25 protein-coding genes are annotated in these 25629 nt (G+C 70.3%); 14 read left to right on the plus strand and 11 right to left on the minus strand.

The annotated features are described in order from the left end of the window. Positions 1-8 precede the first annotated feature (8 nt). From HDA40_RS11390 to HDA40_RS11410, 5 genes are all read left to right on the plus strand, one after another. On the plus strand, positions 9-1028 hold the full coding sequence (locus HDA40_RS11390; RefSeq protein WP_253754792.1) for a Gfo/Idh/MocA family protein: 1020 nt from the start codon (positions 9-11) through the stop codon (positions 1026-1028). 212 nt (positions 1029-1240) lie between these two features. After that, a complete protein-coding gene (locus HDA40_RS11395; protein ID WP_253754794.1) occupies positions 1241-1717 on the plus strand; it encodes a DinB family protein in 477 nt (158 codons plus the stop codon). 47 nt (positions 1718-1764) lie between these two features. Beyond that, a complete protein-coding gene (locus HDA40_RS11400) occupies positions 1765-4209 on the plus strand; it encodes a Tex family protein (protein WP_253754796.1) in 2445 nt (814 codons plus the stop codon). Positions 4210-4386: 177 nt separating this feature from the next. Beyond that, a complete protein-coding gene (gene macS / locus HDA40_RS11405; RefSeq protein WP_253754799.1) occupies positions 4387-5490 on the plus strand; it encodes a MacS family sensor histidine kinase in 1104 nt (367 codons plus the stop codon). Continuing rightward, a complete protein-coding gene (locus tag HDA40_RS11410) occupies positions 5487-6137 on the plus strand; it encodes a response regulator (protein WP_253754801.1) in 651 nt (216 codons plus the stop codon). The genes macS and HDA40_RS11410 overlap by 4 nt, the downstream gene beginning before the upstream one ends. On the opposite strand, the gene HDA40_RS11415 is transcribed toward HDA40_RS11410, so the two are convergent. The 4 genes from HDA40_RS11415 to HDA40_RS11430 all read right to left on the minus strand — a co-directional run bounded on the left by HDA40_RS11415 (position 6134) and on the right by HDA40_RS11430 (position 12369). Next, the gene (locus HDA40_RS11415) at positions 6134-6760 is read right to left on the minus strand and encodes an ATP-binding cassette domain-containing protein (RefSeq protein WP_253754802.1); all 627 of its coding nucleotides are present in this window, start codon (positions 6758-6760) and stop codon (positions 6134-6136) included. The two genes, HDA40_RS11410 and HDA40_RS11415, sit on opposite strands and share 4 nt — an antisense overlap. Continuing rightward, positions 6757-7602, minus strand: coding sequence for an ABC transporter ATP-binding protein (locus HDA40_RS11420; RefSeq protein WP_253763607.1), 846 nt, complete (start codon positions 7600-7602; stop codon positions 6757-6759). Before HDA40_RS11420 ends, HDA40_RS11415 begins: the two co-directional genes overlap by 4 nt. Beyond that, a complete protein-coding gene (locus HDA40_RS11425) occupies positions 7602-10673 on the minus strand; it encodes an ABC transporter permease (RefSeq protein ID WP_253754804.1) in 3072 nt (1023 codons plus the stop codon). The genes HDA40_RS11420 and HDA40_RS11425 overlap by 1 nt, the downstream gene beginning before the upstream one ends. Positions 10674-10872: 199 nt before the next feature. Then, positions 10873-12369 carry an aldehyde dehydrogenase family protein gene (locus HDA40_RS11430; protein WP_253754807.1) on the minus strand — a complete coding sequence of 499 codons (1497 nt, stop codon included), beginning with the start codon at positions 12367-12369 and terminating at the stop codon, positions 10873-10875. A 125-nt stretch (positions 12370-12494) separates the two neighbouring features. Between HDA40_RS11430 and HDA40_RS11435 the strand changes: the two genes are divergently transcribed. Then, on the plus strand, positions 12495-13328 hold the full coding sequence (locus tag HDA40_RS11435; RefSeq protein ID WP_253754808.1) for a hypothetical protein: 834 nt from the start codon (positions 12495-12497) through the stop codon (positions 13326-13328). Positions 13329-13423: 95 nt separating this feature from the next. Here the strand turns inward: HDA40_RS11435 and argS are convergent, their stop codons facing one another. Then, complete coding sequence (gene argS / locus HDA40_RS11440; protein WP_253754811.1) at positions 13424-15094, minus strand: arginine--tRNA ligase; 1671 nt, start codon at positions 15092-15094, stop codon at positions 13424-13426. 437 nt (positions 15095-15531) lie between these two features. Between argS and HDA40_RS11445 the strand changes: the two genes are divergently transcribed. The 5 genes from HDA40_RS11445 to HDA40_RS11465 all read left to right on the plus strand — a co-directional run bounded on the left by HDA40_RS11445 (position 15532) and on the right by HDA40_RS11465 (position 18472). Continuing rightward, complete coding sequence (locus tag HDA40_RS11445) at positions 15532-15789, plus strand: DUF6232 family protein (protein WP_253754813.1); 258 nt, start codon at positions 15532-15534, stop codon at positions 15787-15789. A gap of 124 nt (positions 15790-15913) precedes the next feature. Continuing rightward, the gene (locus tag HDA40_RS11450; protein WP_253754815.1) at positions 15914-16825 is read left to right on the plus strand and encodes a helix-turn-helix domain-containing protein; all 912 of its coding nucleotides are present in this window, start codon (positions 15914-15916) and stop codon (positions 16823-16825) included. Between the two features lie 83 nt (positions 16826-16908). Continuing rightward, positions 16909-17106 (plus strand): DUF397 domain-containing protein, encoded by a 198-nt coding sequence (locus tag HDA40_RS11455; RefSeq protein WP_253754817.1) that lies wholly within the window; start codon positions 16909-16911, stop codon positions 17104-17106. A gap of 198 nt (positions 17107-17304) precedes the next feature. Beyond that, complete coding sequence (locus HDA40_RS11460) at positions 17305-17502, plus strand: DUF397 domain-containing protein (RefSeq protein WP_253754819.1); 198 nt, start codon at positions 17305-17307, stop codon at positions 17500-17502. Positions 17503-17548: 46 nt separating this feature from the next. After that, positions 17549-18472: an ADP-ribosylglycohydrolase family protein gene (locus HDA40_RS11465; RefSeq protein ID WP_308197690.1), complete on the plus strand. Its 924-nt coding sequence runs from the start codon at positions 17549-17551 to the stop codon at positions 18470-18472. A 39-nt stretch (positions 18473-18511) separates the two neighbouring features. Here the strand turns inward: HDA40_RS11465 and HDA40_RS11470 are convergent, their stop codons facing one another. After that, positions 18512-19063 (minus strand): RNA 2'-phosphotransferase, encoded by a 552-nt coding sequence (locus HDA40_RS11470; RefSeq protein ID WP_253754821.1) that lies wholly within the window; start codon positions 19061-19063, stop codon positions 18512-18514. A gap of 75 nt (positions 19064-19138) precedes the next feature. On the opposite strand from HDA40_RS11470, the gene HDA40_RS11475 reads away from it, so the two are divergent. From HDA40_RS11475 to HDA40_RS41440, 3 genes are read left to right on the plus strand one after another with little or no spacing between them, the layout of a single operon-like run. Further along, positions 19139-19813, plus strand: coding sequence for an endonuclease V (locus HDA40_RS11475; RefSeq protein ID WP_253754823.1), 675 nt, complete (start codon positions 19139-19141; stop codon positions 19811-19813). A 22-nt stretch (positions 19814-19835) separates the two neighbouring features. Then, positions 19836-20237: a VOC family protein gene (locus HDA40_RS11480; protein WP_253754825.1), complete on the plus strand. Its 402-nt coding sequence runs from the start codon at positions 19836-19838 to the stop codon at positions 20235-20237. A gap of 29 nt (positions 20238-20266) precedes the next feature. Further along, positions 20267-20566 (plus strand): DivIVA domain-containing protein, encoded by a 300-nt coding sequence (locus HDA40_RS41440; RefSeq protein WP_275978220.1) that lies wholly within the window; start codon positions 20267-20269, stop codon positions 20564-20566. Between the two features lie 59 nt (positions 20567-20625). On the opposite strand, the gene HDA40_RS11490 is transcribed toward HDA40_RS41440, so the two are convergent. The 5 genes from HDA40_RS11490 to HDA40_RS11510 all read right to left on the minus strand — a co-directional run bounded on the left by HDA40_RS11490 (position 20626) and on the right by HDA40_RS11510 (position 25629). After that, the gene (locus HDA40_RS11490) at positions 20626-21864 is read right to left on the minus strand and encodes an SAM-dependent methyltransferase (RefSeq protein ID WP_253754827.1); all 1239 of its coding nucleotides are present in this window, start codon (positions 21862-21864) and stop codon (positions 20626-20628) included. Between the two features lie 10 nt (positions 21865-21874). Further along, entirely contained in the window at positions 21875-23269 is a 1395-nt protein-coding gene (locus HDA40_RS11495) for an FAD-binding oxidoreductase (protein WP_253754829.1), read from the minus strand. Between the two features lie 82 nt (positions 23270-23351). Next, positions 23352-23588 (minus strand): DUF6158 family protein, encoded by a 237-nt coding sequence (locus HDA40_RS11500; RefSeq protein WP_253754831.1) that lies wholly within the window; start codon positions 23586-23588, stop codon positions 23352-23354. 176 nt (positions 23589-23764) lie between these two features. Beyond that, positions 23765-24940, minus strand: coding sequence for an ABC transporter permease (locus HDA40_RS11505; RefSeq protein WP_253754833.1), 1176 nt, complete (start codon positions 24938-24940; stop codon positions 23765-23767). After that, on the minus strand, positions 24937-25629 hold the full coding sequence (locus HDA40_RS11510; RefSeq protein ID WP_253763609.1) for an ABC transporter ATP-binding protein: 693 nt from the start codon (positions 25627-25629) through the stop codon (positions 24937-24939). Before HDA40_RS11510 ends, HDA40_RS11505 begins: the two co-directional genes overlap by 4 nt.

The following is a 25629-nucleotide window of genomic DNA, read 5'->3' on the forward strand; positions in this document are numbered from 1 at the left end:
CTGGCACGATGATCCATGTGCGGGTAGGAATAGCCGGATACGGCGTCGCTGGGCGGATCTTCCACGGCGGGCTGCTCCGGCAGACACCGGCGGCCGAAGTGGTCGCGGTGGTGACCCGGAACCCGGACCGCCGGGCCGAGGTCGCCGCCGACTTCCCGGCCGCCGCCGTCCGGGACGACCTGACCGGGATGCTCACCGACGACCGGCCCGACCTCGTCGTGCTCGCGACGCCGACACGATTCCACGCCGATCTTGCTCTGGAGTGTTTTGCCTCGGGCGTACCGGTCGTGGTGGACAAGCCCATGGCGCTGGACGCCGAACAGGCCCAGCAGATGGTCACCGCGGCCGAAGTCGCCGGCGTCGCCTTCACGCTCTTCCAGAACCGGCGCTGGGACAGCGACTTCCTGACCGTGCGGCGGCTGATCGCCGAACACGAACTGGGCGAGGTGCTGCGCTTCGAGTCTCGGTTCGAACGGTGGCGGCCCGAGCCCTCGCCCGGCAGATGGCGCGAAGACCTCCCGCCGGACGAAGGCGGCGGCTCGCTGCTCGATCTGGGCAGCCACCTCGTCGACCAAGCCGTTCAACTGCTCGGACCCGTCCACTCCGTGTACGCCGAAGTCGCGTCCCGGCGCGGCACCGCGGCCGACGACGACGTCTTCCTCGCGCTGACCCACCTCGGCGACGTCCACTCACACCTGTCCTGCGGCAACCTCGCCGGCGCGCCCGGACCACGGATGCGCGTACTCGGGAGCGGTGGGGCGTTCGTCGTCCACGACCTCGACGGGCAAGAGGAGGCGCTGCGTACCGGGCGGCGGGTGGTCACCCCGGTCGGCCGACTGTGCCGAGGCGCCGAGTTCACGCCGGTCGAACCGACCCCCGGCGACTGGGCCTCCTACTACCCGGCCGTCTTCGCCGCCGTCGAAAGCGGCAGCCCGATGCCGGTCGACCCGTGGGACGGCGTACACACGATGGAGGTGCTGGACGCCGCCCGCGCGTCGGCCGCCTCCGGCTCCACCGTCTCCCTGTAGCCCCGCTGCTTCCCCGCTGCTTCCCCGCTGCTTTCCGCGCGGCTTCCCCGCTGGTTCCCCCGCTGCTTTCCCGCTGCTTTCCCGCTGCTTTCCGCGCGATCATGAACTATCGGTCGTGATCGACCGGCGTGTCGCGTCCCTAGCACCCTGATCGTTCCCGCGACGGACTGATCAACATCAAGAGTGTCGTACCCCGGCGATACTTTCGTGAGGTGTTTTCACCGCTCACCGACGACCGCACTCCGTCGTCCGTCGTGACCGGCCTGGTCGACGACGTGCTCGCCCTCGCCGAGACCTGGCCCGCCTGGGACGGCACGCCCCGCCCCTCCGGCGACCGCGTCTACACGCCGCACAAGGCGATCCGGCGCGTCGCGGACCACCTCGTCGATCACCTCGCCGAGCTGGAGGCGACCCTGGCCGGCGTCGACCCGCTGCCCGATCACTGGCATGCCTCAGCCGTCACGACGGCGGCGGATCTGGCCGAGTTCACCGCCGAGGATCTGGCCGAGGCGCGCAGCCGGCTGACCCGGCTGGCCGAGATCTGGCGGCTGCGGCTCGACTCGCTGACCGACGAGGAACTGGACAAGAGCACCGGCGGCTGGTCGCCTCGGGAGCTGGCTTTCCACGTCGCCGAGTCGGTCTATTACGCCGAGGTGGTGGGCAACTTGGCACCGAGAACGCCCGCCTAGCGTGTCCCGGCGCGGCGGAGGGCCGACCGACCGGGCAGAATGCACCGGTGACAACCGACGCCCAGACCACCGCTCCGACCGTGCCGCAGCCCCGGATCGCCGCTCAGATCGCCACCGAGCTCGGCGTACGCGAAGGGCAGGTGACCGCGGCCGTCGATCTGCTCGACGGTGGCGCCACCGTGCCGTTCATCGCCCGGTACCGGAAGGAGGTCACCGGAGCGCTCGACGACGCCCAGCTGCGTACGCTCGAGGAGCGCCTGCGCTATCTGCGGGAGCTGGAGGAGCGCCGGGCGGCCATCCTGGAGTCGATCCGGTCGCAGGGCAAGCTCGACGACGCACTGCAGGCGCAGATCCTCTCCGCCGACACCAAGGCCCGGCTGGAGGACATCTACCTGCCGTTCAAGCCGAAGCGGCGGACCAAGGCGCAGATCGCCCGGGAGGCGGGGCTGGAGCCGCTGGCCGACCAGCTGCTCGGCGACCCGACGCTCGATCCGGTCGCGACCGCGTCCGGCTATCTGACCGAGGCGGTCGCCGACGCGGCGGCGGCGCTCGACGGCGCCCGCGCGATCCTCATCGAACGGTTCTCCGAGGACGCCGACCTCATCGGCGAACTGCGGGAGCAGGTCTGGAACCGCGGCCTGCTCGCGTCGAAGGTACGCGACGGCAAGCAGGAGGCCGGCGCGAAGTTCGCCGACTACTTCGACTTCTCCGAGCCCTTCACGAAGATGCCGTCGCACCGCGTACTGGCGATGTTCCGGGGTGAGAAGGAGGAGATGCTCGACATCGCGGTCCAGCCCGAGGCGCCCGAGGACGCCCCGGAGTTCGGCCCGACCCGGTTCGAGCAGCTCATCGCCCGCCGCGTCGGCGTCTCCGACCAGGGTCGCCCGGCCGACAAGTGGCTCTCCGACACCGTCCGGTACGCGTGGCGTACGCGGATCCTGACGCACCTCGGCATCGACGCGCGGATGCGGCTGTGGCAGCAGGCCGAGGAGGAGGCGGTTCGGGTGTTCGCCGCGAACCTGCGCGACCTGCTGCTCGCCGCCCCGGCCGGGACGCGGGCGACGCTCGGTCTCGACCCCGGTTTCCGCACCGGCGTGAAGGTGGCCGTCGTCGACGCCACCGGCAAGGTCGTCGCGACCCACACGATCTACCCGCACGTCCCCCACAACAAGTGGGACGAGTCGGTGGCGATCCTGGCCCGGCTCTGCCAGGTGCACCAGGTGGAACTCGTCGCCATCGGCAACGGCACCGCCTCCCGGGAGACCGACAAGCTGGCCGCCGACCTCATCAAGCTGTATCCGCAGCTCAACCTGACGAAGATCGTCGTCTCCGAGGCCGGCGCGTCGGTCTACTCCGCCTCGGCGTACGCCTCGTCCGAGCTGCCGGGGATGGACGTGTCGCTGCGTGGCGCGGTGTCGATCGCCCGGCGCCTGCAGGACCCGCTGGCCGAACTCGTGAAGATCGATCCGAAGTCGATCGGCGTCGGGCAGTACCAGCACGATCTCGCCGAGGGCAAGCTGTCCCGGTCGCTGGACGCCGTGGTCGAGGACTGCGTGAACGGCGTCGGCGTGGACGTGAACACCGCGTCGGCTCCCCTGCTCACCCGGGTCTCCGGGATCACCGAGAGCCTCGCGAAGAACATCGTCGCGTACCGGGAGGAGAACGGGCCGTTCCGCAACCGCCGGACGTTGCAGCAGGTGCCCCGGCTCGGGCCGAAGGCGTTCGAGCAGTGCGCCGGCTTCCTGCGTATCCGCGGCGGCGACGACCCGCTGGACTCCTCCAGCGTGCACCCGGAGGCGTACCCGGTCGTGCGGCGCATGCTCGACGGCGAGGGCGCCACGATCGACACGCTCATCGGCAACTCGACCGCGCTGCGCAAGATCAAGCCCACGGCGTACGTGGACGACACGTTCGGTCTGCCGACCGTCACCGACATCCTGAAGGAACTGGAGAAGCCGGGCCGGGACCCGCGACCGGCGTTCAAGACGGCGACCTTCGCCGACGGCGTCGAGAAGATCTCCGACCTGGTTCCCGGCATGCTCCTGGAGGGCGTGGTGACCAACGTCGCCGCGTTCGGGGCCTTCGTCGACGTCGGCGTCCACCAGGACGGCCTCGTCCACGTCTCGGCGCTGTCGAAGACCTTCGTCAAGGACCCGCGCGACGTCGTGAAGTCCGGCGACGTCGTACGCGTCAAGGTGCTCGACGTCGACGTACCCCGTAAGCGGATCTCGCTGACGCTGCGCCTCGACGACGTCCCCGGCGACGGGGCCGGCTCGGGCGGCGGGCAGTCCCGCGACCGGGGGCCCCGGCAGCCGGGCGGCCAGCGCCAAGGCGGACAGGGGGGCCAAGGCGGCCAGGGCGGCCAGCGTCAGGGCGGCCAAGGCGGGCAGCGCGGTGGGCAGCAGGGCGGTCAGCGTGGTGGCGGTCGTCAGCAGGGCGGCAGCACGGATACCGCGCTCGCCGACGCGCTGCGCCGAGCCGGCCTCGCCTGATCCCCCGCCGCTGCGCCTCGCCCGAGGTCCCCGCTGCCGCGCTGACCGGCATACGTTTCCCAGCAGATCACGGATAAGCAGGCCAAAACCGGCCAAGATCCCATGCGTATCCGTAATCTGCCCGAAAAGCGGGCCGCGGAAAGCGGGCCGCGGAGTGGGGAATGGGAGACTGACCGCGTGGGGTTGGAGGTCTCGCTCTGGCGGGCGGTCGCGGTCTTCCGGTTCGCCGCGTTGGCGTACGCCGTCGTCCTGCTCGCCACCGGCCGGGGCGAATACCTCCGACCGTGGTTGGGACTGGGCGTCGTCGTCGTGATGCTCATCTGGTCGGTCGTCGCGGCTGTCGCGTACGCCGAACCCGCCCGGCGACGCTGGCCGTTGCTCAGTGCCGACATGCTCGTCACGCTGGGCTGTCTGTTCGCCAGTTCGTGGGTCGTGGACCCGGCCCGGTTGAGCCAGGGCGCCGCGACACTGCCGATGGCGTGGGTCGCCGGGGCCGTGCTCGCCTGGGCCATCGCGGGCGGCCGCCGCTGGGGCCTGTTCGCGGCGTTGCTCGTCGGCGCGGTGGACCTGACTCTCCGCGGCCGGGTCACTCCGACGACGCTCAACGGGACCGTCTTGTTGCTGCTGGCCGGGTTCAGCATCGGCTATCTCGTCCGCCTCGCCGGTGAGGCCGAGTTGCGGTTGCAGCACGCGGCCGAGTTGGAGGCGGCGACCCGGGAACGGGAGCGGCTGGCCCGTGGCATCCACGACTCCGTCCTGCAGGTCCTCGCCTTGGTTCAGCGGCGAGGCGCGGAGATCGGCGGTGAGGCGGCCGAATTGGGCCGGCTCGCCGGGGAGCAGGAGGAGGTCCTGCGGTCCCTCGTCGGGAACGCGCCGCACGCGCCCACCTCGGACAGCGGAGTGGATCTCAAGGCGCTGCTGAGCACGCAGACCTCGAATCGCGTCACGGTGAGCGGCCCGGCGACGCCGGTCTGGCTCCCGGAGCAGATCGCCGACGAGATCGCGGCGGCAACCGCGAGCGCCCTGGACAACGTCCAACGACACGGTGGGCCTGGCGCGCGCGCCTGGGTTCTGCTGGAAGAGGAGGATTCCGAGGTGATCGTGACCGTACGCGACGACGGGGCGGGCATCGCGCCCGGCCGCCTGGCCGAGGCCGCGGCGGCCGGCCGGCTCGGCGTCGCGCAGTCCATCGAGGGACGCGTACGCGATCTCGGCGGGGCCACCGTCATCACCAGCGCACCGGGGGAAGGAACCGAGGTCGAGATGCGGGTACCGAGATGACGACGCGCGTAATGGTGGTCGACGACCATCCGATGTGGAGAGAGTCGGTGGCGCGGGACCTCGCCGAGGCCGGTTACGACGTCATCGCGGCCGTCGGCGACGGCGCCCAGGCCGTACGCGTCGGGACGTCGTTGCGCCCGGACGTCGTCGTCCTCGACCTGCAACTGCCCGACCTGTCCGGCGTCGAGGTCATCACCGCGTTGTGCAAGGGCGATACCCCTGTACGCATCCTGGTGCTCTCGGCCAGCGGCGAGCACCAGGACGTCTTGGACGCCGTCAAGGCGGGCGCGACCGGATACCTCGTCAAGTCGGCCGGACGTGACGAATTCCTGACCGCCGTTGCGCGTACCGCTGAAGGAGACGCCGTGTTCACGCCGGGCCTGGCCGGACTCGTGCTGGGCGAGTACCGGCGGCTGGCGTCGTCGCCCGCGGACGGCGACGACACGCCGCGCCTGACCGAGCGCGAGACCGAGATCCTGCGGTTGGTCGCGAAGGGCTTGTCCTACAAGCAGATCGCGGAGCGACTGGTCTTGTCGCCGCGGACCGTGCAGAACCACGTGCAGCACACGCTGGGCAAACTCCAGCTCCACAATCGAGTGGAGCTGGTCCGCTACGCGCTGGAGCGCGGCCTCGACACCGACGGCTAGGCCAGCGCCACCACCTCGTCGCAGGCCTCGGCGGCTTGCGGGTCGTGCGTGGCGAAGACGACGGCGACGCCGCGGCGGCACTCCTCTTGGAGCAGTTCGAGGACGAGCCGGCGGTTGACCGCGTCCAGCTCGCTGGTGATCTCGTCCGCGAGCAGCACCTTCGCGTTCGCGGCCAGCCCGCGGGCGACCGCCGTGCGCTGCTGCTGCCCGCCGGACAGCTCCTCCACGAGCTGGTCGGCCTGCCCGGACAGGCCCAGCCGCTCGAGCGCGGCGGCGGTGCGCGTCTCCGCCTCCTCGCCCGGCATCCCGCCCGCGATCAGCGGCAGCAGCACGTTCTCACTCGCCGTGAGGGTGGCCTCCAGCCCGTTGCCCTGCGGGATCAGCGCCACGCCGCGCGCGATCGCGTCCTGCCGCCCGCGCAGCGGCTCACCGTCCGCGGTCACCTCGCCGGCCTGCGGCCGGATCAGGCCCGCGAGGGTCCACAGCAGCGTCGTCTTGCCCGCGCCCGAGGGCCCGGTCACCGCGATGATCCTCCCCGGGTACGCCGAAAGCACGAAGTCGGCGAGCACCGGTCGATCCGGCTCGTACGCGACGGTGACGCCGTCGAGCTTCAAGAACGTCATCGGTCGTCTCCCTCGATTTCGGGCGCCGGGACGAGCAGCGCGCTGCCGTCCGGCTGGTCCACGATGCGCAGGTGGGTGCCGGGCGGCATGCGGTCGAGCAGCTCCTGCGGCAGGTGGATCGAGCCGTCCCGGCCCACCACCGCGAACTCCTCCCCGCGTACGCCTTGCGCACCCACGCGGCCGTCGCGGATGGTCACGGTCCGGCCCATCTGCTCGCCGACGGCCGGATCGTGGGTGACCACGACGACGGTCGTGCCCGCGTCGTGTACCGACCGCAGGGCGTCCACGACCTCGTCGCGGGCGTCCGCGTCCAGTTGGCTCGTCGGCTCGTCGACCAGCAGAAGACCTGGCCGCCGCGCCAGGGCGACGCCGATCGCCAGCCGCTGCCGTTCGCCGGGGCTGAGTTTCGGCGGCTCGACGGCGACGCGCTTGCGATCGGTCAGCCCGACGAGGGCCAGCACGTCGTCGGGCGGCAGCAGGTCCCGGCCGACCGCCGGGCGCTGGGCGAACCAGACGTTCTGCCGGGCCGTCAGATATGGCAGCAGACCCCGGTCGGCGTTCTGCAGGCATACGCCGACTTCTCCGGCGCGCATCCGGGCGAGCTCGCCCTCGGTCGCCTTGGCCAGGTCGACGCCGCCCACGTGAACCCGACCGGCCGACGGCCGCAACAGTCCGGCCAGCACGGAGAGCAAAGTCGACTTGCCGGAGCCGGACGGGCCGAGCAAGGCCACCGCCTCGCCCGCCCGGATGTCGAGGTCCACGCCGGCCAGGGCGACCACCTCGTACCCCTCCAGCCGGTAGATCGTGACCAGTCCCCGGCAGCTCACACCGACCGCGTTCATCATCGGGCCTCTCCTCGCAGCAGCTCCGGCCGGGCCTGGCGGATCAGGCGTACCGCCACCGGCAAGGCGATCAGCAGACACCCGAGGCACGCGATCGCGACGACCGCCAGCGCTCCGGGCGCCGGTTGCCAGTGCGCGTCGCCGGTGACCCCGGTGGTCACCAGCGGTATGCCGGGCAACAGCAGGACGGCGACCGCCACCCCGGACAGGAATCCGAGCCCGGCCGGCCAGCCGAGCAAGGTGACGAACTCCCGGCGTACCGCCTTGCGCAGGACGGTTTCGGGCACCCCCGCGACGAGCAGCGCGGCGGAGCCGTAGCGGCGTTGTTCCGCGCCGACGCGTACGGCGAGCAGCACGATGCCCAGCGCGAGCAGGATCGCCACCAGCGCGCCGATGCCGTAGAGGCGCAGCGCCAACGCCGGTGCGCGGCGGCCAAGCCGATCCTCGTACGCCGACAGCGTCTGGCTCGACCGGACCTGGATGCCGTGCGCCGCCAGCCGATCGACGAGATCCTTGGGTGCTCCGTCGCCGGCCCACACCTCGTAGACGATCGAGGTGCCGTTGTCGACCGAACCGGTCAGATCCTGCGCCTGCGCGAGCCCGTAGTCGACGTCGACCAGGATGCCGTGGCCGGACGCGCCCGGAACGATTCGATCGGTGCCCAGCGTGGTGAACGTCTGCGGCTGCGTCGCGAACGCCATGAACGGCCAGCCGTCGTCGGCGACCTCCACCGCCGGAACCGGCCCGGCCAGCAGACCCGGCAGCGCCTTCGGGGCGTGCAGGCGGGCGATCCGGATGTCGCCGTTGCCGTCGGCCTCGATCCGGGCGGACAGCTCCGTGTCCCCGGTGAGGCCCACTTTCACTCCGGCCGGCAGGATCGGTTGCCACCCGCCCTCGCCGCCGATGGGCACCTCGCCGGCGGCCGACGAGAGGCGTTTGATCGTCAGCGTCCCCACGACCGCCTCGGCCTGGGCCGGCGGCCGGATGAGCTTCAGCACGGCGAGTTCGCCTTCGGGCACCTCAGCGGCGTACTCGTGCAGGCCCTGCTGCAGCCTGCCGAGTTCGACGGTCTGCTGCCGCTGGCCGGTACGCACCTCGACGGCGACCACCAGCGGCACCTGGTCGAGCCCGGTGGCGTCGAGGGAGACCGTCAACCGCCCGCTGACCGGGGACGGCGCCGGCGGGGTGGGACGCAGCTTCGCGGCGATCGCTTCGAGGTCCACGTCGGAATGCCCGAACCAGGTCGCCGTCTTCGCCAGGCGGTCGCTCTGCACGCCGATGACGTTCACGACGTTGCCGTCGAAGAACTCCGCGCGGCGTACCACCCCCATGGCCGACCCGTCCGGGACCGCCGCCGTGACGCCTTCGAGCAGTTGCTGCGGACCGGCGGCGGAGACCCGATAGACCGACGGCGCGCCGACGACTCCGTTGGCGGCCTCGGCGCGCGCCTGGGCCGCCACGTCCCAGGCGACGGCGGAGAACCCCATCAGCGACGCCGCGACGGCGACCACCACGACGATGCGCTGCCGTCCGGGGCGGCGGGACAAGGATGCGCTGGTCAGGACGCCGACCGGATCGGCCCGGCGGCGCGTCTGGCGTACGCGGGCCGCCGCGATCAGGCTCAGCAACCGGCCCCCGGCGACCCCTACGACGATGGCGAGCAGCGGAGCGGCGAGCACGGCCAACCCCGACTCCTGATCCTGAACCGTCGTCACCAGCGCCGCGACGGCCAGGGCGACTGCGGCCCCTTCCAGCGCGCCCGCCCGCCACGTAGTGCGCTGCGGAACCCGGCGCAGCAGGTTGATCACCTTTGTCCGGAACACTCGCCGGGACGCCACCGCCGCTGCGGCGTACGCCGTCAGCAGGGCGGCGCCGACCGCCACGAACGCCGTCCAACTCCACGGCGTCGGAGTGCCCGGGGCGAGCCACAGTCCCGCCACCGTCGCCAGGACGAGGCGGCTGAGCAGGAGCCCGAGCGGCGCCGCGACGGTGATCAGGCTCAGCACCTCGGCCAACCCGAACGCGGCGACCCGGCCCCGGGCGTACCCGTGCAGGCGGGCGAGGGCGATCTCCGGGCCGCGCTCCTCGGTCAGCGCGGCGACCAGCACCATGAGCACGACGAGGGCGAGCACGAGCAACGGCACCGCGCCCACCGGGACGGTCTGCGCGATGGCGTCCTGGTCCTTGCGGATCTCGACGATGACCGAGGGGATCGCCGACCGCGCCGACATCTGCTGCCCGCTCAGCCCGCTGGTGACGTCCCGCAGGGCCACGTCGAGCCGACCGACGCCAGCATCGTCCACAGTGGTCAGATCGAGCCGGAGGACGACGGTACGCCGCACGACCGCGCCGGCGACCTTCTCGACGTCGTCCGGCGTGCCGGTGTAGATCCCGTCGACGGTCCAATACCGGGCGCCCAGATGCGGATCCGGCACCGGCGAGTACTGAAGCTGTGAGCCCCACGCGGAGTCCAGCGCGTCCTTCGGCGTGAAGAGCCCCACGACCAGTGGCCGGTGGGTCGTCCCCGCGAGCGGAACGCCACCGCCACCGCCCTTCGACGTACGCCCGAGGTCGGCGGACGGGCCGAGCGCGATCGGCAGCCGATCCCCGACCGCGATCTTGTAGTGCTCGGCGGTCCTGGTGCTGACCATGACCTCGCCCGCGGCAGCCGGGCAGCGCCCGGTCAGGGTGGCCAGCTCGCAGATGCCCGGCTGGTAGACGAGGTGCCCGGTCACGACCTCGGCGATGCCCACGTTGGTGAGCTTCAGGTTCGTCTCGGCGTACGCCGTCCGCCCGGTGCGCAGCCCGGCGAGGTAAGGCGAGCTACCGAGGACCAGCTCGGCCCGCCCGATCCCCTCGGCCAGCGTCAGCGGCTGGCCCACCTGGGCACCGACGCCCGTCGTGGGCAGTTGGACGGTGATCGTGGGGTCGGTCGCCGAGCCCGGCCCCAGCAGATCCCGCACGACCGACTCCTGAGCCGCCCGCACGTACGCCGGGACCGCGGCCGCCGCTGTCGTCGCGACCGCTGCCATGAGCAGCACGAGCAGGGATCGGCCTGCTCGATGCCGCATCCCTCGCCAGAGAAGAGTCCACCTCGTCACGGGAGGAGGAACGCGCGGGCCACCCGATCAGGTTGTCACTCCAAGCGAACTGGATCATGGTCCGCCTGACGGCGCTGCGCCGCTGATCCGCCTACAGGCGCTGCGCCGCTGATCCGCCTACAGGCGCTGCGCCGCTGATCCGCCTAGAGGCGCTGTGCCGCTGATCCGCCTAGAGGCGGAACGAGAGATCGGCTGGCAGGATCGCGACCTCCATCTGGGCTTTCTGGAGCCGACCGGAGTAGTCCCAGTTCATCGCCTGCCAGCGGGTGAACTGGTCGAGCACCCAGACGCCGGACTGCCGGCTGCCGTTGCCCGAGCGGCCGTTGCCGCCGAACGGCAGGTGCGCCTCAGCCCCCGAGGTGGAGTTGTTGACGCTGACCATGCCGGCCGAGATCTTCCGGCGAAAGGTGAACGCCTTGGTGGGATCGGTCGTGTAGATCGAGCTGGACAGGCCGTAGCCGGGCCCGTTGGCCAGCTCGATCGCCTCGTCGAGCGTCCGGTACGCCGTCACGCCGACGATCGGCCCGAACGTCTCCTGCTGGAACAGCTCGTCCCCCGGGCGTACGCCGTCGACGATCACGGGGTGGTAGAACAGCCCGGTCGCGGGGTCGCCGACGAACCCGGCGCGCGGGTTCTGCGCCGTGATCCGGCCGATCTGGCCGCTGACCCGGTGGTGCGGGGCGATCCAGCCCAGGTGTTTCTCGTACGCCGCCGCGAACTTCTCGTCCAGCAGCGGGCCGTAGAGGACGTCCTGCGTCGGGTCGCCGATCCGGGCGTCCGCGACCGCCGCGGTGAACCGGGCCAGGAACTCGTCGTGCACCGCCTCGTGGGCGATCACCGTGCCCAGGGAGGTGCAGCGCTGCCCGGCGGTGCCGAAGCCGGAGAACAGCGCGCCCTCGACCGCCAGGTCCAGGTCGGCGTCCTCGGTGACCACCATCGGGTTCTTGCCGCCCAGTTCGAGACACGGCGTCTGGAGGTAGCGCCCGCACAGCTCGCCGATGGCCCGCCCGACCTCGGTCGAGCCGGTGAAGCCGACCTTGTCGATCAGCCCGTCCTCCAGCGCCGAGCCGAGCCCGGTGAAGGTCTCCGGCCCGTCCGCGTGCACCACCGTCAGTACGCCGTCGGGCAGCCCACCGCGGACGAACAGCTCGGCCAGCGCGTCGGCGCAGGCGGCCGCGTACAGGGCGGGTTTCCACACCACGGTGTTGCCGCAGAGCAGCGCCGGCACGAGGTACCAGCTCGGCACGGCCACAGGGAAGTTGCCCGCAGTGATGATCATGGCTGCGCCGACCGGCGTACGGAAGGTGAACAGCTGCTTGTCCGGCATCTCCGAGGGAATCGTCTGCCCGTACAGCCGACGCCCCTCGCCCAGGAAGAACTGGCAGGTGTCGACGATCTCCTGCACCTCGCCCCGCGCCTCGGCGACAGGCTTGCCGATCTCCCGGGTCACCAGTCGCGCCAGCGCCTCCGCGTTCGCCTCGACCAGCCGCGAGATGTTCGCGATCACCTGGCCGCGTACGGGGGCGGGCACGTCGGCCCAGGCCGGCTGGGCGGTCTTCGCCCGGCGAGCCGCCGCCACGATCGCGGCCTCGTCGGCCGGGCGCACGGTGGCGACCACGTCGTCGAGCCGGGCCGGGTTGGTCGAGGTGTAAGCGTCGTTGATCACCTGCTCATCATGCCGCCCCGGGCTTCCGGCGCGCTAGGCAACCCCGCACAGGGCATCGCTCGTCATCGAAGTAGGCCGTCCTACCAACGGCCGGCACGCACCTTCGGAGTCGAAAGGGGAACAACGTGCACAACCCACGAAGACTGCTCATCCAAGGCGGCGCAGCCGTCCTGGCGGCGGCGATGACGTTGGTCGCAGCGGTGCCCGCGTACGCCGCGGCCCCGGCGAACGACACCATCGCCGGCGCGGTCGCGATCGGGGCGCTGCCGTTCAGCACGACGCTCGACACGACGGAAGCGACCACGGAGAAGTCGGACGCCGAGGCCAACCCGGCCGACTGCGGAGCGCCCTCCACCGACGCCAGCGTCTGGTACGACCTCACCCTCCCGGCCGACGACATCGCGCTCGTCGACGTCTCCGCCTCGAACTACGGAGCCGGCGTACTCGTCGTCAACGGCGACCCCGGCTTCTTCAAGTTCGTCACGTGCGGACCCGGCGCCGTCGCGTTCGACGTCACTGCCGGCACCACCTACCACCTCATGATCATCGACGACCAGCAGGACGGCACCGGCAACGGCGGCGACCTGCACCTGTCGGTGACCACCGCCCCGCCGCCGCCGGACCTCTCGGTGACGGTCGACCCCACCGGCTCGTTCGACAAGGCCACCGGCGCCGCGATCATCCACGGCACCGCCACCTGCACCGGCCAGGTCGACTTCGGCGGCATCCTCGCCGACGTGATCCAGAAGGTCGGCCGGGGCGTCGTCTACGGGTTCGGCGAGACCGAACTCGCCTGTGACGGCACCACCGAATCGTGGTCGATCACCGCGATCCCCTCCCTCGGCACCAAGTTCGCCGGCGGCAAGACCGCGACGGTCTCCCTCGCGTACGCCTGTGGCCCCGTCTTCTGCAACGAGTCCTACCAGGAGTACACCGTCCAACTGAAGCACAACGGCTGACCGAGGTACCTCACGTGCGGATCAGGGTTGTGCATGCTTCGGAGGGCTCCGGAAGCATGCACAACCCTGATCCGCACCCGAACACTGCCCATGGGCTAGAGGGGAGTAGGGGTGCGGATGCCCAGCAACGACAGGCCGAGGGTGAGCACCCGGCCGGTGAGGTCGGCCAGCCCGAGCCGCCCGGCCCGGATCTCGGCGGTCGGCGCGCGCAGCACCGGGCATTCCTCGTAGAACGCCGAGTACGCCGTGGCCAGCCCGTGCAGGTAGCCCGCCAGCCGATGCGGCTGCAACGCCGTGGCCGCCGCCGTGACGGCGGACGGGAATCCGAGCAGCTGCAACGCCAGCGCCCGCTCGGACGGCACGTCCAGTGAGAAGGCAGGCTCGACCGCGCCGCCCTTGGCGAGCAGTGATTGGATCCGGGCGTACGCGTATTGCAGGTAGGCACCGGAGTCCCCGGTGAGCGACAGCGCCCGGTCCCAGGCGAAGACGTAGTCTTTCACCCGGTCGGAGGACAGATCGGCGTACTTCACCGCGCCGATGCCGACCGAGTGCGCGACGTCGGGCGTCGGGGCCAGCGCCGCCGCTCGCGACACCGCCTCGTCCAGGAGTGCGGAGAGTTTCACGGAGTCCCCCGCCCGGGTCTTCAGCATCTTGCCGTCCGGGCCGAGGATCGAGCCGAACGCGATGTGCTCGACCTGCCCCGGCTGAACCCAGCCGGCCGCCACCCCCACCGCGAAGACCATCGCGAAATGCTGTTTCTGCGGCGTTCCGACGACATACACGGCCCGCTCGTACGCCCGGCAGCGCCGCCGCAAGGCGGCGAGATCGGTGGCGCTGTAGTTGTAGCCGCCGTCCTCCTTCCGCACGATCACCGGCATCGGCGCGCCGTCCCGCCCGGTGAACCCGTCGGGGAACGCGCACAGCGCCCCATCGCTCTCCCGCAACAGCCCGAGCGCCGACAACTCGTCCACCACATCGGCCAGCTCGTCGTTGTACGTGCTCTCGCCCTGGAAGTCGGCCGCGCTCAGGGTCACGTCCAGCGTGGAGTACACCGACAGGAAGTACTTCTCGGACTCGTCGACCAGCAGCCGCCACAGCCGCCGGGTCGTCTCGTCGCCGGATTGCAGCGCCACGACCCGCAGCTGCGCCCGCCGTTTGAAGTCCGGATCGCCGTCGAACTTCCGCCGCGCAGCCTGATAGAACCCGGTCAGGTCGCCGACCGACAACTCGTGCGCGGCCTCCTGCTCGCCGACGTCCACCAGGTGCTCGATGAGCATGCCGAACGGTGTGCCCCAGTCGCCGAGATGGTTCGCCCGGGTCACGTGGTGCCCCTGGAACTCCAGCAGCCGCACGATCGCGTCGCCGATGACCGTCGACCGCAGATGCCCGACGTGCATCTCCTTCGCCACGTTCGGCCCCGAGTAGTCGACCAGCACCGTCTGCGGCGCTGCCACCGTGGGAACGCCGTGCCGGCTGTCCGCGTACAACTTGAGGAGGAGTGAGTGGACCGCGGAGGTGTGGACGGTGATGTTGATGAATCCCGGCCCGACCACTTCGAGGTCCGCGAGCCCGGCGAGGTCGGCGCGCGCCACGACCTCCGCCGCCACCTCGCGCGGCGCCCGGCCCAGCCCGCGGGCCAGGGCCAACGCGCCGTCTGCCTGGTAGTCGGCGTGCTGGGACCGGCGCACGGCCGGGTCCGCGGTACCGCCCGCGACCTGGTCGAAAGCCGGCCTCAGCCGCGCGGCGAGAAGCTCCTCGATAGACATGCAAACCCCTTGAAGATACGCACAACGGACCGCCCGTCATGGCGGCGAGAGAAGGGTGCGGAAACGGCGTTACTGGGAGAAGTCAGCAAGCCGTGAATCGTCGTCGCGCCGGGCGCAGGGCAGCACGAGAGTGGCTGCGGGCGGCCGAGTACGCGAACATGTCGCCACCCTACCTACTCAGCGGCCTACTTCTCCACCGTGAATGAACCACGAGAATCTGCTACACCGCAGATCGCAGTATGGCGATCAAGCGTGAGGAGATCTCATACTCAAGGCAAGCACCGAAACAGCGAACGCCCGGCGGTCACCGGGCGTCGCTGAGGACCTCACCATCGCGAGGAGGGAGGACCCATCCGATGCCATCTTCCCGCATCCGCAACTCGCTTGCAATGCCCTCCGTCGCGCCGGCTGAGGTCGCCCGACCGAGGAGGGAGTGGATGCCTACCTACTACCGCGGCCCGACCGCCCACGTGACCCACGAGGTCTTCCTCGTCCGAGACCCCGGCGCCGCCTTCGTCATCAGCGAGCTGCGGGACGTGCATGTGGAGGTCTACCGGCACCGCCGGCCGGTGTACGAGCTGCGCGCCGTCTACTACGGCAGGTCGATCTGCTTGTTCTCGACCACAGACGAACGGCTGTTCGGCCAGATCAAGAGAGCGCTTATCCGGGCGCTGGAACACCGGGACACAGTTTGACAACGCGTTGACGACGACGTCTAGCGGGTGACGCAGTCACCTATCTAAGGTGGCTGCGTTATCCCGGATGGCGATATGGCGGGCTGCCGTATCGCACTCGAGCGAAAGGGCCTGACCAGGGCCGATGGCTGTTCAGGGATCACCGGCAGTAGCCCGGCACCGGCTTCGCCTCGCGCTTCGCAAGGCGCGCGAGGTTAGAGAGCTGACGCAGGGTGAGGTCGCGGCCTCTTTGGACTGGTCCCTCAGTAAGCTTCAACGAATCGAGGGCGGGGAGAATTCTGTCTCCCCCACCGACACACGCGCCCTCCTCCAGATCCTCGGCGTCACCGACGCGGCCGTCGTCGACCAGCTCGTGAACGAGGCACGCCAGGCGCGCAAGCGCAGCACCTGGGACGACCCCCGTTATCGCGACTTCCTGACCGGGCCGACGAAGGCGCTCTTCCAGTTCGAGAGCGAAGCGCGCGTCATGCGCGTATTCCACACGATCCTTGTTCCGGGGGTGTTGCAGACGCGAGATCTCGCCGAGCACATCCTCGGCTTCTGGCGCGAGGAACTCGGCCCGAGCGAGCTGGAACTGCGCTTGGAAACGCGATTGACCCGCCGCCAGCACGTCTTCGAGCGCCCCGAGTCGCCGGACTATCGGCTATTGCTCGACGAGTCGGTCCTGCATCGCCTCGTGGGTGGACCCCGGATCTACGCGGATCAGCTGGAGCAATTGCTCGGCGACGCCCACGCGGACCGGATCCAACTGCGTATCGCACCGTTCGAGGTGACCGCCCAGTTCATCGTCGGCCTGCCGTTCACGGTGCTGTCGCTGGACGAATCCGACGGCGGATCATTGCTATATCGCGAAAGCTACTTGGTGGATGAGCTGATCCATGACACTGAGAAGGTCAGCCGTCACATCGAGATATTTGATCAACTCTGGACCCGGAGTTACAGCGGGCAGGAGACCGAGCGCCTGATCGGCGATCAGGTTGACCACCTGCGAAAGAGACTCAGACGCGAAAAGCGCTCGGAGAGTCTCGATCGCTAGGAAACACCACCGTCAGTGCGTGTTTCCACCCACGAGTACGCACTGCGGGCTGGCATCTCATGAGCTAAGACGAAAGGATTCCCGTGGAAACGGAAATGCCGGCATGGAAGCGCAGCACGCGCTGCGATTCGGGTACGTGCGTGGAGGTCGCGTCGCTAAAAGACGGTGTCGTGGTCCGTGACTCCAAGGACCCCGAGGGCCCCGTTCTCCGCTTCACGCACGACGAGTGGCATGCCTTTATTCTCGGCGCACAGCAGCAGGAATTCAACTTCTTCAACTGAATAGCGGGTTTCACCGCCCCGGTGAGAACCCGCAAGGCAAGTCGATCCGGGGCACCAGTGATCATGCACGTTCGTCGGCGATGACGTAGCTCGCCCGCACGGTCGGCGACCCGACCGTGCCAATCCGTAGATGAATGCTTCCGGAGCGTGGCGTCTCCTTCGTACGCTGAGGTCCAGCCTTGGCCGGAGGTGACTCCCATGCCCGCGATCCCCGACCCCCTCCCTTGGCGCAGCTCTCCTCGCTGCGACACCGGTGCCTGTGTCGAGGTGGCCCTCCTCGACGACGAGGTACTGGTCCGAGATTCCAAGGACCGTCAAGGTCCCGTCCTGCGCTTCTCCCGCGCCGAATGGCAGGCGTTCCTCGCCGGCGTACAGGAGGGCGAATTCGACCGTTGAACGAACCGGTTCGCGCGGTGTCGGTGGTATTAGGCATTATTCGTGCGTGACCGCGTACGACGACGCCGTGTTCAGGCCGGCCGCGCTGGAGAGAGCCGCGCTCGACTCCTTGCAGGGGCTCGCCCTCGGTGACGCCTTCGGGCAGACGTGGTTCCGGCCGGAGGGCGACGTCACGGCGATGCTCGCCCAGCGGCGGCCGCAACGCGGGCCCTGGCCGTGGACCGATGACACCGCGATGGCGATCGTGCTGCTCCGGTTGCTCCTCGACAAGGGCCAGGTCGACCAGGACGAGCTGGCGCAGCGGTTCGCCAGCTCCTACCAGTCCGATCCCTACCGCCAGTACGGGCCGTCGATGCACGGCGTACTGCGGGAGATCTTCGAGGGCGAGTCGTGGGCCGAGGTGACCGGCCGGCAGTTCGACGGGATGGGCTCCTGGGGCAACGGCGCCGCGATGCGGGTCGCACCATTGGGCGCATGGTTCGCCCAGGACATGACGCTCGTCGTGGAACAGGCGACGCTGTCCGCTCAGGTCACCCACGCGCATCCGGAGGCGGTCGCGGGCGCGGTCGCCGTCGCGGTGGCCGCGGCGCTGGCGGTCCGCGGCGTCTCCGGGCCTTCGTTGCTCAAAAGCGTCCTCGCGCGTACGCCGGACGGCGAAGTGGCCGCGCGGCTGCGGAGGATCGAGGACGCGCCGTTCTCCCTGCACCCACAGTGGATAGCGTCCACCGTCGGCTCGGGCTGGCAGGTGTCGGCTCCCGACACGGTTCCGTTCGCCATCTGGTGCGCGGCGCGGCATCTCGACGACCTGGCCGACGCGCTCTGGGCGACCATCTCGGCCGGCGGCGACGTCGACACCACGTGCGCCATCGTCGGCGGCATAGTCGGCGCGCGCACCGGGCTTTCCGGCGTACCAGCTGAGTTGCTCGCGGCCCGGGAGCCGCTGCCGGAGTGGGCGGGCCGCGTAGGGTGACCGCCGTGGACGATCAGACGTGGCGTGGCGGGGTGACGGTCAGCTGACCCGCGCGGCGGTCCGCACGACGGTCAGGTGGCGGGCCGGAACGTGATCGGTCAGCCATACGCCGTTCTCGCTGCGGTAGAAGAGCAGGCCCTCGGCCGTCATCGCGGCCGCGTCGACCGCCAGCACCACCGGCGAGCCGTGCCGGGCGCCGACCTTCAGCGCGGTCTCCTCGTCGGCCGACAGGTGCACATGGTGCCGATTACCCCGGACGAGTCCGTCCAGGAAGATCGGGTCCAGGTTGTGCCGGGCGGTGCCGTGGTAGAGCCGATCCGGGGGCGTCACCGGGGCGAGGCCGAGATCGACTTCCACCGAATGCCCCTGGTTGGCCCGGATCCGGTCGCCGTCGATGATGAAGCGGCGCTTGTCGTTGTGGGCGACGACGTACTCCAGATCGTCGCGGGTCATCCGGGTGCCGTGGCGCGCCAAGGCGTGCAACAGCTCGTCCACCCCGACCCAGCCGCCCGCGCCGAGCGTCAGGCCGACGCTGTCCGGCCGGTGACGCAAGACGTACGACAGGCGTTTGCTGGTTCTGACCAGATCCATGAGACCGACGGTAAGAGCGGAATATCACGGCTGTCGCGGCAATTTCCTGGATATTGACTGTAAGGAGATCTGACGGTGACATTTCCCGCCACCCCAGAGGAGGCGATCGCGCTTCAGGAACGCCTGCGTGATCGCGTACGCGTCGATGTCCCGCTGCCGGGGAACCCGGCTTTGGTGGCCGGAGTGGACGTCGCGTACGCCGACTCCGAGGACACCGAAGGGCTGGTCGCGGGCGCGATCGTGATCCTCGACGCGGCCACCCTCGACGTCGTGGAGTCCGCCTCGCTGGTCGGCCGCGCGGAGTTCCCGTACGTGCCGGGGCTGCTCGCCTTCCGGGAACTGCCCACGCTCCTGAGCATCTGGGAAGGACTGCGGCACCGCCCGGACGTCGTGGTCTGCGACGGCTACGGCGTGGCCCATCCGCGCCGGTTCGGGCTGGCCTGCCATTTCGGGCTGCTGACCGGCGTACCCACGTTCGGCGTGGGCAAGACCGCCTTCGTCGGCTCCCACGCTCCCGTCGGCGACGCCCGGGGCGCCTCCGCCGATCTCATGTTCGAGGGCGACGTCGTCGGGCGGGCGCTGCGGACGCGTACGGGGGTCAAGCCGGTCTTCGTCTCGGCCGGGCACCTGATCGACCTCGACGGGGCGTGCTCGGTGACGCTGAGCCTGACCTCCGGCTACCGGCTGCCCGAAACGACCCGGCAGGCCGACCGGCTGTCTCGCGACGCCCTTCGCACCGCCATGTCATGACCGCCGTGCCATGATCGGAACCATGGCGAAGGTGAAACAGCTGCGGCTGGTCGTGACGGCCGACGACTATGACGAGGCGCTGCGGTTCTATCGGGACGTGCTCGGACTGGAACAGGAGGCGGCGTTCGTCAGCGACGGCGGCCACGTCACCATCCTGGACGCGGGCCGGGCCACGCTGGAGATCACCGACCGGCGGCACGCCGAATACATCGACGAGGTTGAGGTCGGCCGTCGCGTCGCCGGACACATTCGGGTGGCGTTCGAGGTCGCCGACTCCGCCACCGTGACGGCCGAGCTACGGCAGGCGGGTGCCGAGGTCGTCGCGGAGCCGACGGTGACCCCGTGGAACTCGCTCAACGCCCGGCTCGACGGCCCAGGAGACCTGCAGCTCACGATCTTTCAAGAGCTGGGCGAACCCGAGTGAGGCTTGCGCAGCGGCACTAGCCTGCGCTCATGGGGCAGCTATTGACGCCGGACGACGTCCGCCAGGTCGCCTTCCGCAAGCCGGCGTTCGGCAAGCGAGGCTATGACGAGGAGGACGTCGACACCTTCCTCGACGCGGTCGAGCACACGGTCACCGCGCTCTACGACGAGATCGCGCGGCTGCGCGCCGCCGCCGGCGAGTACGCGGGGCCACCGAGACCGTCCACCGGCGACGGCGCCGTCCTGGCCGAACTGAGCCAGATCCGGGGAGCCCTGGCCCGCATCGAGGCCGCTGTCGGTCGCCAGCCCGGCGGCAGCCCGCTGTTCTGACGGCCTTCGAGTGGGAACGGCGGGGCCGCGGACGACCGCGACCCCGCCGAGGAACTGGATCAGGCGCCCCAGGTGGGCCGCAGCGGCATCCCGCTGGACTGGTCGGCGTGCAGCTTCACGCCCAGCACCTGATGCAACTGGATGTTGTTGCGCTCGAACCCGATCTGGCAGCCGACCAGATAGAGCCGCCACGTCCGCGCCCGTGCCTGCCCGACCTCGGCGACCGCCTCGTCCCAGTGCTCGTCGAGGTTGGCCGACCACGCGTTCAGCGTCATCGCGTAGTGCTCGCGCAGGTTCTCCTCGTGGCGTACCTCGAAGCCGACGTCGTGCATCTGCGACACGAGATGGCCGACGCCGTGCAGCTCGCCGTCCGGGAAGATGTAGCGGTTGATGAACTGCCGCTCCCGGATCGCCGGCTCCAGGTTGTTGGGCCGCGTGATGCAGTGGTTGAGCAGCCGCCCGCCCGGCCGCAACCGGCTGTAGAGGCTGCCGAAGTAGCCCGGCAGCTGGGCGCGCCCGATGTGCTCGGTCAGGCCGATCGAGCTGATCGCGTCGAACTGCTCCTCGCGCACGTCCCGGTAGTCCAGATGCCGGATCTCGGCCAGCTCGGTCAGCCCGGCGTCGGCGATCGCCTTCTGACCCCACTCGGCCTGCCGCCGCGACAGCGTCACGCCGACGGCGCGTACGCCGTAGTGCTGGGCGGCGTGGATGACCATCCCGCCCCAGCCGCAGCCGACGTCGAGCAGCCGCATGCCGGGCTCGAGGCCGAGCTTGCGCGCGACGAGGTCATGCTTGGCCCACTGCGCCTCTTCCAAGGTGGACGTCGCGGTCGGATAGACGGCGCAGGTGTACGCCATCGACGGGCCGAGGATCCACTCGTAGAACTTGTTGGAGACGTCGTAGTGGTGGGCGATGGCGGCCTGGTCGCGGGCCTTGGAGTGACGCCGGCCCCGGAGCTTGACCTCCATCGGCGGGATCGGCGGCGGCCTGAGCAGCTTCAGCCCGCCCAGCTCCCGCAGCGCCCGGAACCGGGCCGGCCAGGACATGTCGAAGTCCAGGTCGGTCAGGCTGGTCATGGCGGTGTAGAGGTCGCCCTGGACCTCCAGGTCACCGCTGATGTAAGCGCGGGCCAGGCCGAGGCTCCCGGCGGCCGTCGCGATGTAGTTCAGTGCCCGCGGCGATCTGATCTCGACGGTGACCGGCGCGTCGGCGTTTCCTCCGCTGCTGCCGTCGAACGCCGTGATCCGTACGCCCGGCGCCCGGCCCAGGAAGGAGCCGACCGCGTTCGCTACACCCATGTTTCCCCCTTCACCCCATCCGCACGCACTTCTCATAGAGATCCGGCAGCCGGCGCTCACCGTCGTACGCCGCCTTGACGGCCGCGTACTTCTCGCCGTTGTAGAGCCGCCAGAACTCGTCCTGGTCGTAGTGAACCGTCGAGTAGAGCGACTTATGCCCGCCCGCCGCGGTCACCGCCTCCTCGATCAGCCGGTTGTGGAAGCCGTCGGCTTGACCGGGCTGAAGGTCCACCGTCGACCAGAAGCCGACGTTGACGTAAAGCTCACCGGGTTCGAGCGGATACAACGGCCACGCCTGGCCGGAGCGCAGCCGCAGCGGGCACAGCCAGACCGGCTCGATGCCGATCTCCCGGTGGAAGAAGTCCATGAACTTCGGCCCGGCCGTCACCGGGACCTCGACGTCCTGGATCACGGCCTCCTGCGCCGGCTGCTTGCGCAGCCGGGCCAGCCGCGCCGTCAGCTGGTGCCGCCGGTCGAACGCGACGATCTTCCGGTAGACGTCCGACCGCCGGTAGCGCTGTGGCCACAGCCTGCGAATCCTCGGATTCTGTACGCCGAAGGCACGTGAGCACCAGAACCAGTCGGTGTCCCACCGCCAGATGTAGTCGTGCACGGTGAGGTGGTCGACCGACCGTTCGCGCAGCGACTTGTAGTACACCGACATCCCGGTGTAGTCGCTGACCGTGCCGGTGCCGTCCGGCAGGACGTCGGTGAACCGGGCGAGCGTCAGATACATCTCGTCCGGCCCGAACACGGTGCCGTCGATGAAGTCGACCGGCCGGCCGTCGTGCTCGCCGGCGGCGCAGATCTCGGCCATCGCCGCCCAGCACGCCTCGGCCTCGTCGAACTTGAGATGCCGCAGCTCGACATAGGGCTGCACCGGCTCCAGCTCGATCTTCAGCCGCAGCGAGTAGCCCAGCGTGCCGTAGGAGTTCGGGAACGCGCGGAACAGCTCCGCGTGCTCGTTGTCGGCGGTGGCCGTCACGATCCGGCCGTCACCGGTCATGATCTCCATCTCGAGCACCGACTCGTGCGGCAGTCCGTTGCGGAACGAGGTCGACTCGATCCCGAGCCCGGCCACCGCCCCGCCGAGGGTGATCGTCTTGAGCTGCGGCACGACGAACGGCATGAGCCCGTGCGCCAGCGTCGCGTCGACGAGCTTCTCGTAGGTGACCATGCCCTGCACGTCGGCGGTCCGGGTCACCGGGTCGACGCTGAGCACCTCACTGAAGGAGTTCACATCCAGCCCCGGCGCCGACGGCTTGCCGGAGGAGGAGAAGCGGAACAGATTCGACGTCTTCTTGGCGAGCTTCACCGGAGCGCCCGGTGGCAACGCCTCGTACGCCGAGAGCAGCGCGCGTTTCGCGCGGTCATGTTCGGCGTACCGATCGGTAGGTCCTCCCACGAACGAACCCTAACCGCGTCCCCCGACACTTGTCAGGTGATTTGAACCGGTCAATGTCGAGTGATGATCATCACGCACCGGATCAGCCCTCCGGCCGTAACCGGTCGGGATCGACCGCCCGTTCCGGGAACCGCCGGAGGTATTCGTTCTCCAACTCGACCATCCGCTCGGTGTGGTGGGCCAGCGCCTGGGGCGAGCCGTGCAGGAACGTGTCATGCCGGGTCCGGTGCAGGCTCTCCAGCTCCTTGAACAACTCGCCGTCGCTGAGGTCCTGGGCGGGAATCGCCCCGGTCAGCTCCGTGGTGGTGACCTCGTCCATGGCGCTGCCATACCCGCCCCCGCCAGCCGCTAATCCCGGCCCGCCCGACGCCGAGTTGATCACCCGGTGAGGGAGTTGATCAGGGCGCTGCGGACACGACACGCCGGTTGATCACGACCGTTAGTTCATGATCGCGCGGAAAGCCACGGGAGGCGAGCGGGGGCGGAGGGGTGGGGTCAGGCGGTGGCTAGGGCGGTGGCGGGGGTGACTCGGGCGGCGCGTACCGCTGGGTAGAGGCCGGCGATGCCGCCGATGATCAGGGTCGCGCCGAGTCCGCCGAAGGTGGCGTAGAGCGGCATGACCGAGGGCCAGTCCCGGGTGGCGGCGTACACCCCGGTGACGAGGATGCCCAGAGCCACCCCGCCGCCGCCGCCGAGCAGGCTGAGCAGCAGCGATTCGGCGAGGAACTGGAGGCGTACCTGGCCTCGGGTGGCGCCGAGGGCGCGGCGCAGGCCGATCTCGGAGCGTCGTTCGAGGACGGAGATGACCATCGTGTTGGCCACGCCGACGCCGCCCACGAGCAGGGCGACGCCGCCGAGCCCGAGCAGCAGTCCGGTCAGCGCCGAGTCGGTCGCCTGTTTGGCGGCGAGCGCGTCGGACGGGCGGGAGACCGCGACCTCGTTCGGGGCCGCCGGGTTCGCCGTCGGCCCGAGGACCGATCTGACCTGCGCGATCTGGCTTTCCACCGCGCGTACGTAGATCTTGGTGGGGTGGCCGTCGAACCTGGCGAACTGCTGGGCCGAGGCCCAGCCGATGAGCGCCGCGCTGTCCAGTTCGGGCGCGAGGGGTACCGGATTCAGGACGCCCACTACGGCGTACCACTGCTGGGAGAGCCAGACCAGCGCGCCGGGTGACCGGATGTCGAGTCGCGCGGCGGCGCGGGAGCCGAGGACGACGGCCGGGACCCGCGCGGTGGCGTCGGTGAGCCACGAGCCGGTGCGGAGTGTGGCGCGGACCGTGCCGGGCAGGTCTTTGTCGACGGCGAGGACCGAGATGCTGCCGGTCTCCCCCGGCGGGATGTGATCGTTGCGGTAGACGGCGGTGTCCACGAGGCCGGTGGCCGCGACCGCCTCGACCGGGGCGATCCGCCCGACCATCGCGGTGGCCGAGACCGGGAGTTTCGCGTCGTCGCCGCCGAGGGTGCTGCCGGGCGCGACGGTGAGCAGGTTCGTGCCGAGTCGGCTGAGTGTGCGGTCGAGGTCGGCGCGGCTGGACGAGGAGATGCCGACGACCGCGAGCATCGCGCCGATGCCGATGGCGATGCCCAGCGCGGACAGGAACACCCGCAGCGGCCGGGACCGCAGGCCGCTCGCGCCGAGCCGGGCGACGTCGGCCGGGCTCAACCTGGTCATGACGCTCCTGACAGTTGGTGGGAGTCGTGCACGATCCGCCCGTCGCTCAGCTCGACCCGCCGGGGCAGCTGTTCGGCGAGTTGGCGGTCGTGCGTGATGACGACGACCGTCGTGCCGGCCGCGTGCAGGTCGGTGAGCAGCCCGAGGACGGTCGTGCCGGAGGCGCTGTCGAGGTTGCCGGTCGGCTCGTCGGCCAGCAGCAGCACCGGCTCCCCCACGATCGCCCGCGCGATCGCGACCCGTTGCCGCTCGCCACCCGAGAGCTGGTTCGGCAGGTGGTCCAGCCGGTGCGAAAGACCCACGCTCCGCAGCGCCTCCTCGGCCCGGTTCCGCCGGGCTCGCTGTGGGACCCCGGCATACAGCAGCCCGTCGGCCACGTTGTCCCGCACTGGTACGCCGGAAGCCAGGTGGAACTGCTGGAAGACGAAGCCGATGACGTCGGCCCGGAGCCGGGACAGCTGCTTGTCCGGCAGTACGCCGACTTCGCGCCCGTCGATGCGTACGCTGCCGGTGGTCGGGCGGTCGAGGGTGCCGAGCAGGTTGAGCAGGGTGGACTTGCCGGACCCGCTGCGGCCGACGATGCCGACCAGTTCACCCCGTTCGATGGTGAGGTCGACGTCGGCGAGGGCGGAGACCCCGCCCGGATAGACCTTCGACACGTTCCGCAGCTCGACCGCGGGCGTGCTCAT

Source organism: Hamadaea flava (genome assembly GCF_024172085.1).
In the GTDB taxonomy this organism is placed as follows: domain Bacteria; phylum Actinomycetota; class Actinomycetes; order Mycobacteriales; family Micromonosporaceae; genus Hamadaea; species Hamadaea flava.

What these genes read in the sequence shown, in the direction of transcription:
- HDA40_RS11390 (WP_253754792.1), top strand. Translation starts at nt 9, where the DNA reads ATGATCCATGTGCGGGTAGGAATAGCCGGATACGGCGTCGCTGGGCGG.
- HDA40_RS11410 (WP_253754801.1), top strand. Translation starts at nt 5,487, where the DNA reads ATGACGACGCGCGTAATGGTGGTCGACGACCATCCGATGTGGAGAGAG.
- HDA40_RS11415 (WP_253754802.1), bottom strand. Translation starts at nt 6,760, where the DNA reads ATGACGTTCTTGAAGCTCGACGGCGTCACCGTCGCGTACGAGCCGGAT.
- HDA40_RS11420 (WP_253763607.1), bottom strand. Translation starts at nt 7,602, where the DNA reads ATGAACGCGGTCGGTGTGAGCTGCCGGGGACTGGTCACGATCTACCGG.
- HDA40_RS11425 (WP_253754804.1), bottom strand. Translation starts at nt 10,673, where the DNA reads ATGCGGCATCGAGCAGGCCGATCCCTGCTCGTGCTGCTCATGGCAGCG.
- argS (WP_253754811.1), bottom strand. Translation starts at nt 15,094, where the DNA reads ATGTCTATCGAGGAGCTTCTCGCCGCGCGGCTGAGGCCGGCTTTCGAC.
- HDA40_RS11445 (WP_253754813.1), top strand. Translation starts at nt 15,532, where the DNA reads ATGCCTACCTACTACCGCGGCCCGACCGCCCACGTGACCCACGAGGTC.
- HDA40_RS11450 (WP_253754815.1), top strand. Translation starts at nt 15,914, where the DNA reads ATGGCTGTTCAGGGATCACCGGCAGTAGCCCGGCACCGGCTTCGCCTC.
- HDA40_RS11460 (WP_253754819.1), top strand. Translation starts at nt 17,305, where the DNA reads ATGCCCGCGATCCCCGACCCCCTCCCTTGGCGCAGCTCTCCTCGCTGC.
- HDA40_RS11470 (WP_253754821.1), bottom strand. Translation starts at nt 19,063, where the DNA reads ATGGATCTGGTCAGAACCAGCAAACGCCTGTCGTACGTCTTGCGTCAC.
- HDA40_RS11480 (WP_253754825.1), top strand. Translation starts at nt 19,836, where the DNA reads ATGGCGAAGGTGAAACAGCTGCGGCTGGTCGTGACGGCCGACGACTAT.
- HDA40_RS41440 (WP_275978220.1), top strand. Translation starts at nt 20,267, where the DNA reads ATGGGGCAGCTATTGACGCCGGACGACGTCCGCCAGGTCGCCTTCCGC.
- HDA40_RS11490 (WP_253754827.1), bottom strand. Translation starts at nt 21,864, where the DNA reads ATGGGTGTAGCGAACGCGGTCGGCTCCTTCCTGGGCCGGGCGCCGGGC.
- HDA40_RS11500 (WP_253754831.1), bottom strand. Translation starts at nt 23,588, where the DNA reads ATGGACGAGGTCACCACCACGGAGCTGACCGGGGCGATTCCCGCCCAG.
- HDA40_RS11505 (WP_253754833.1), bottom strand. Translation starts at nt 24,940, where the DNA reads ATGACCAGGTTGAGCCCGGCCGACGTCGCCCGGCTCGGCGCGAGCGGC.
- HDA40_RS11510 (WP_253763609.1), bottom strand. Translation starts at nt 25,629, where the DNA reads ATGAGCACGCCCGCGGTCGAGCTGCGGAACGTGTCGAAGGTCTATCCG.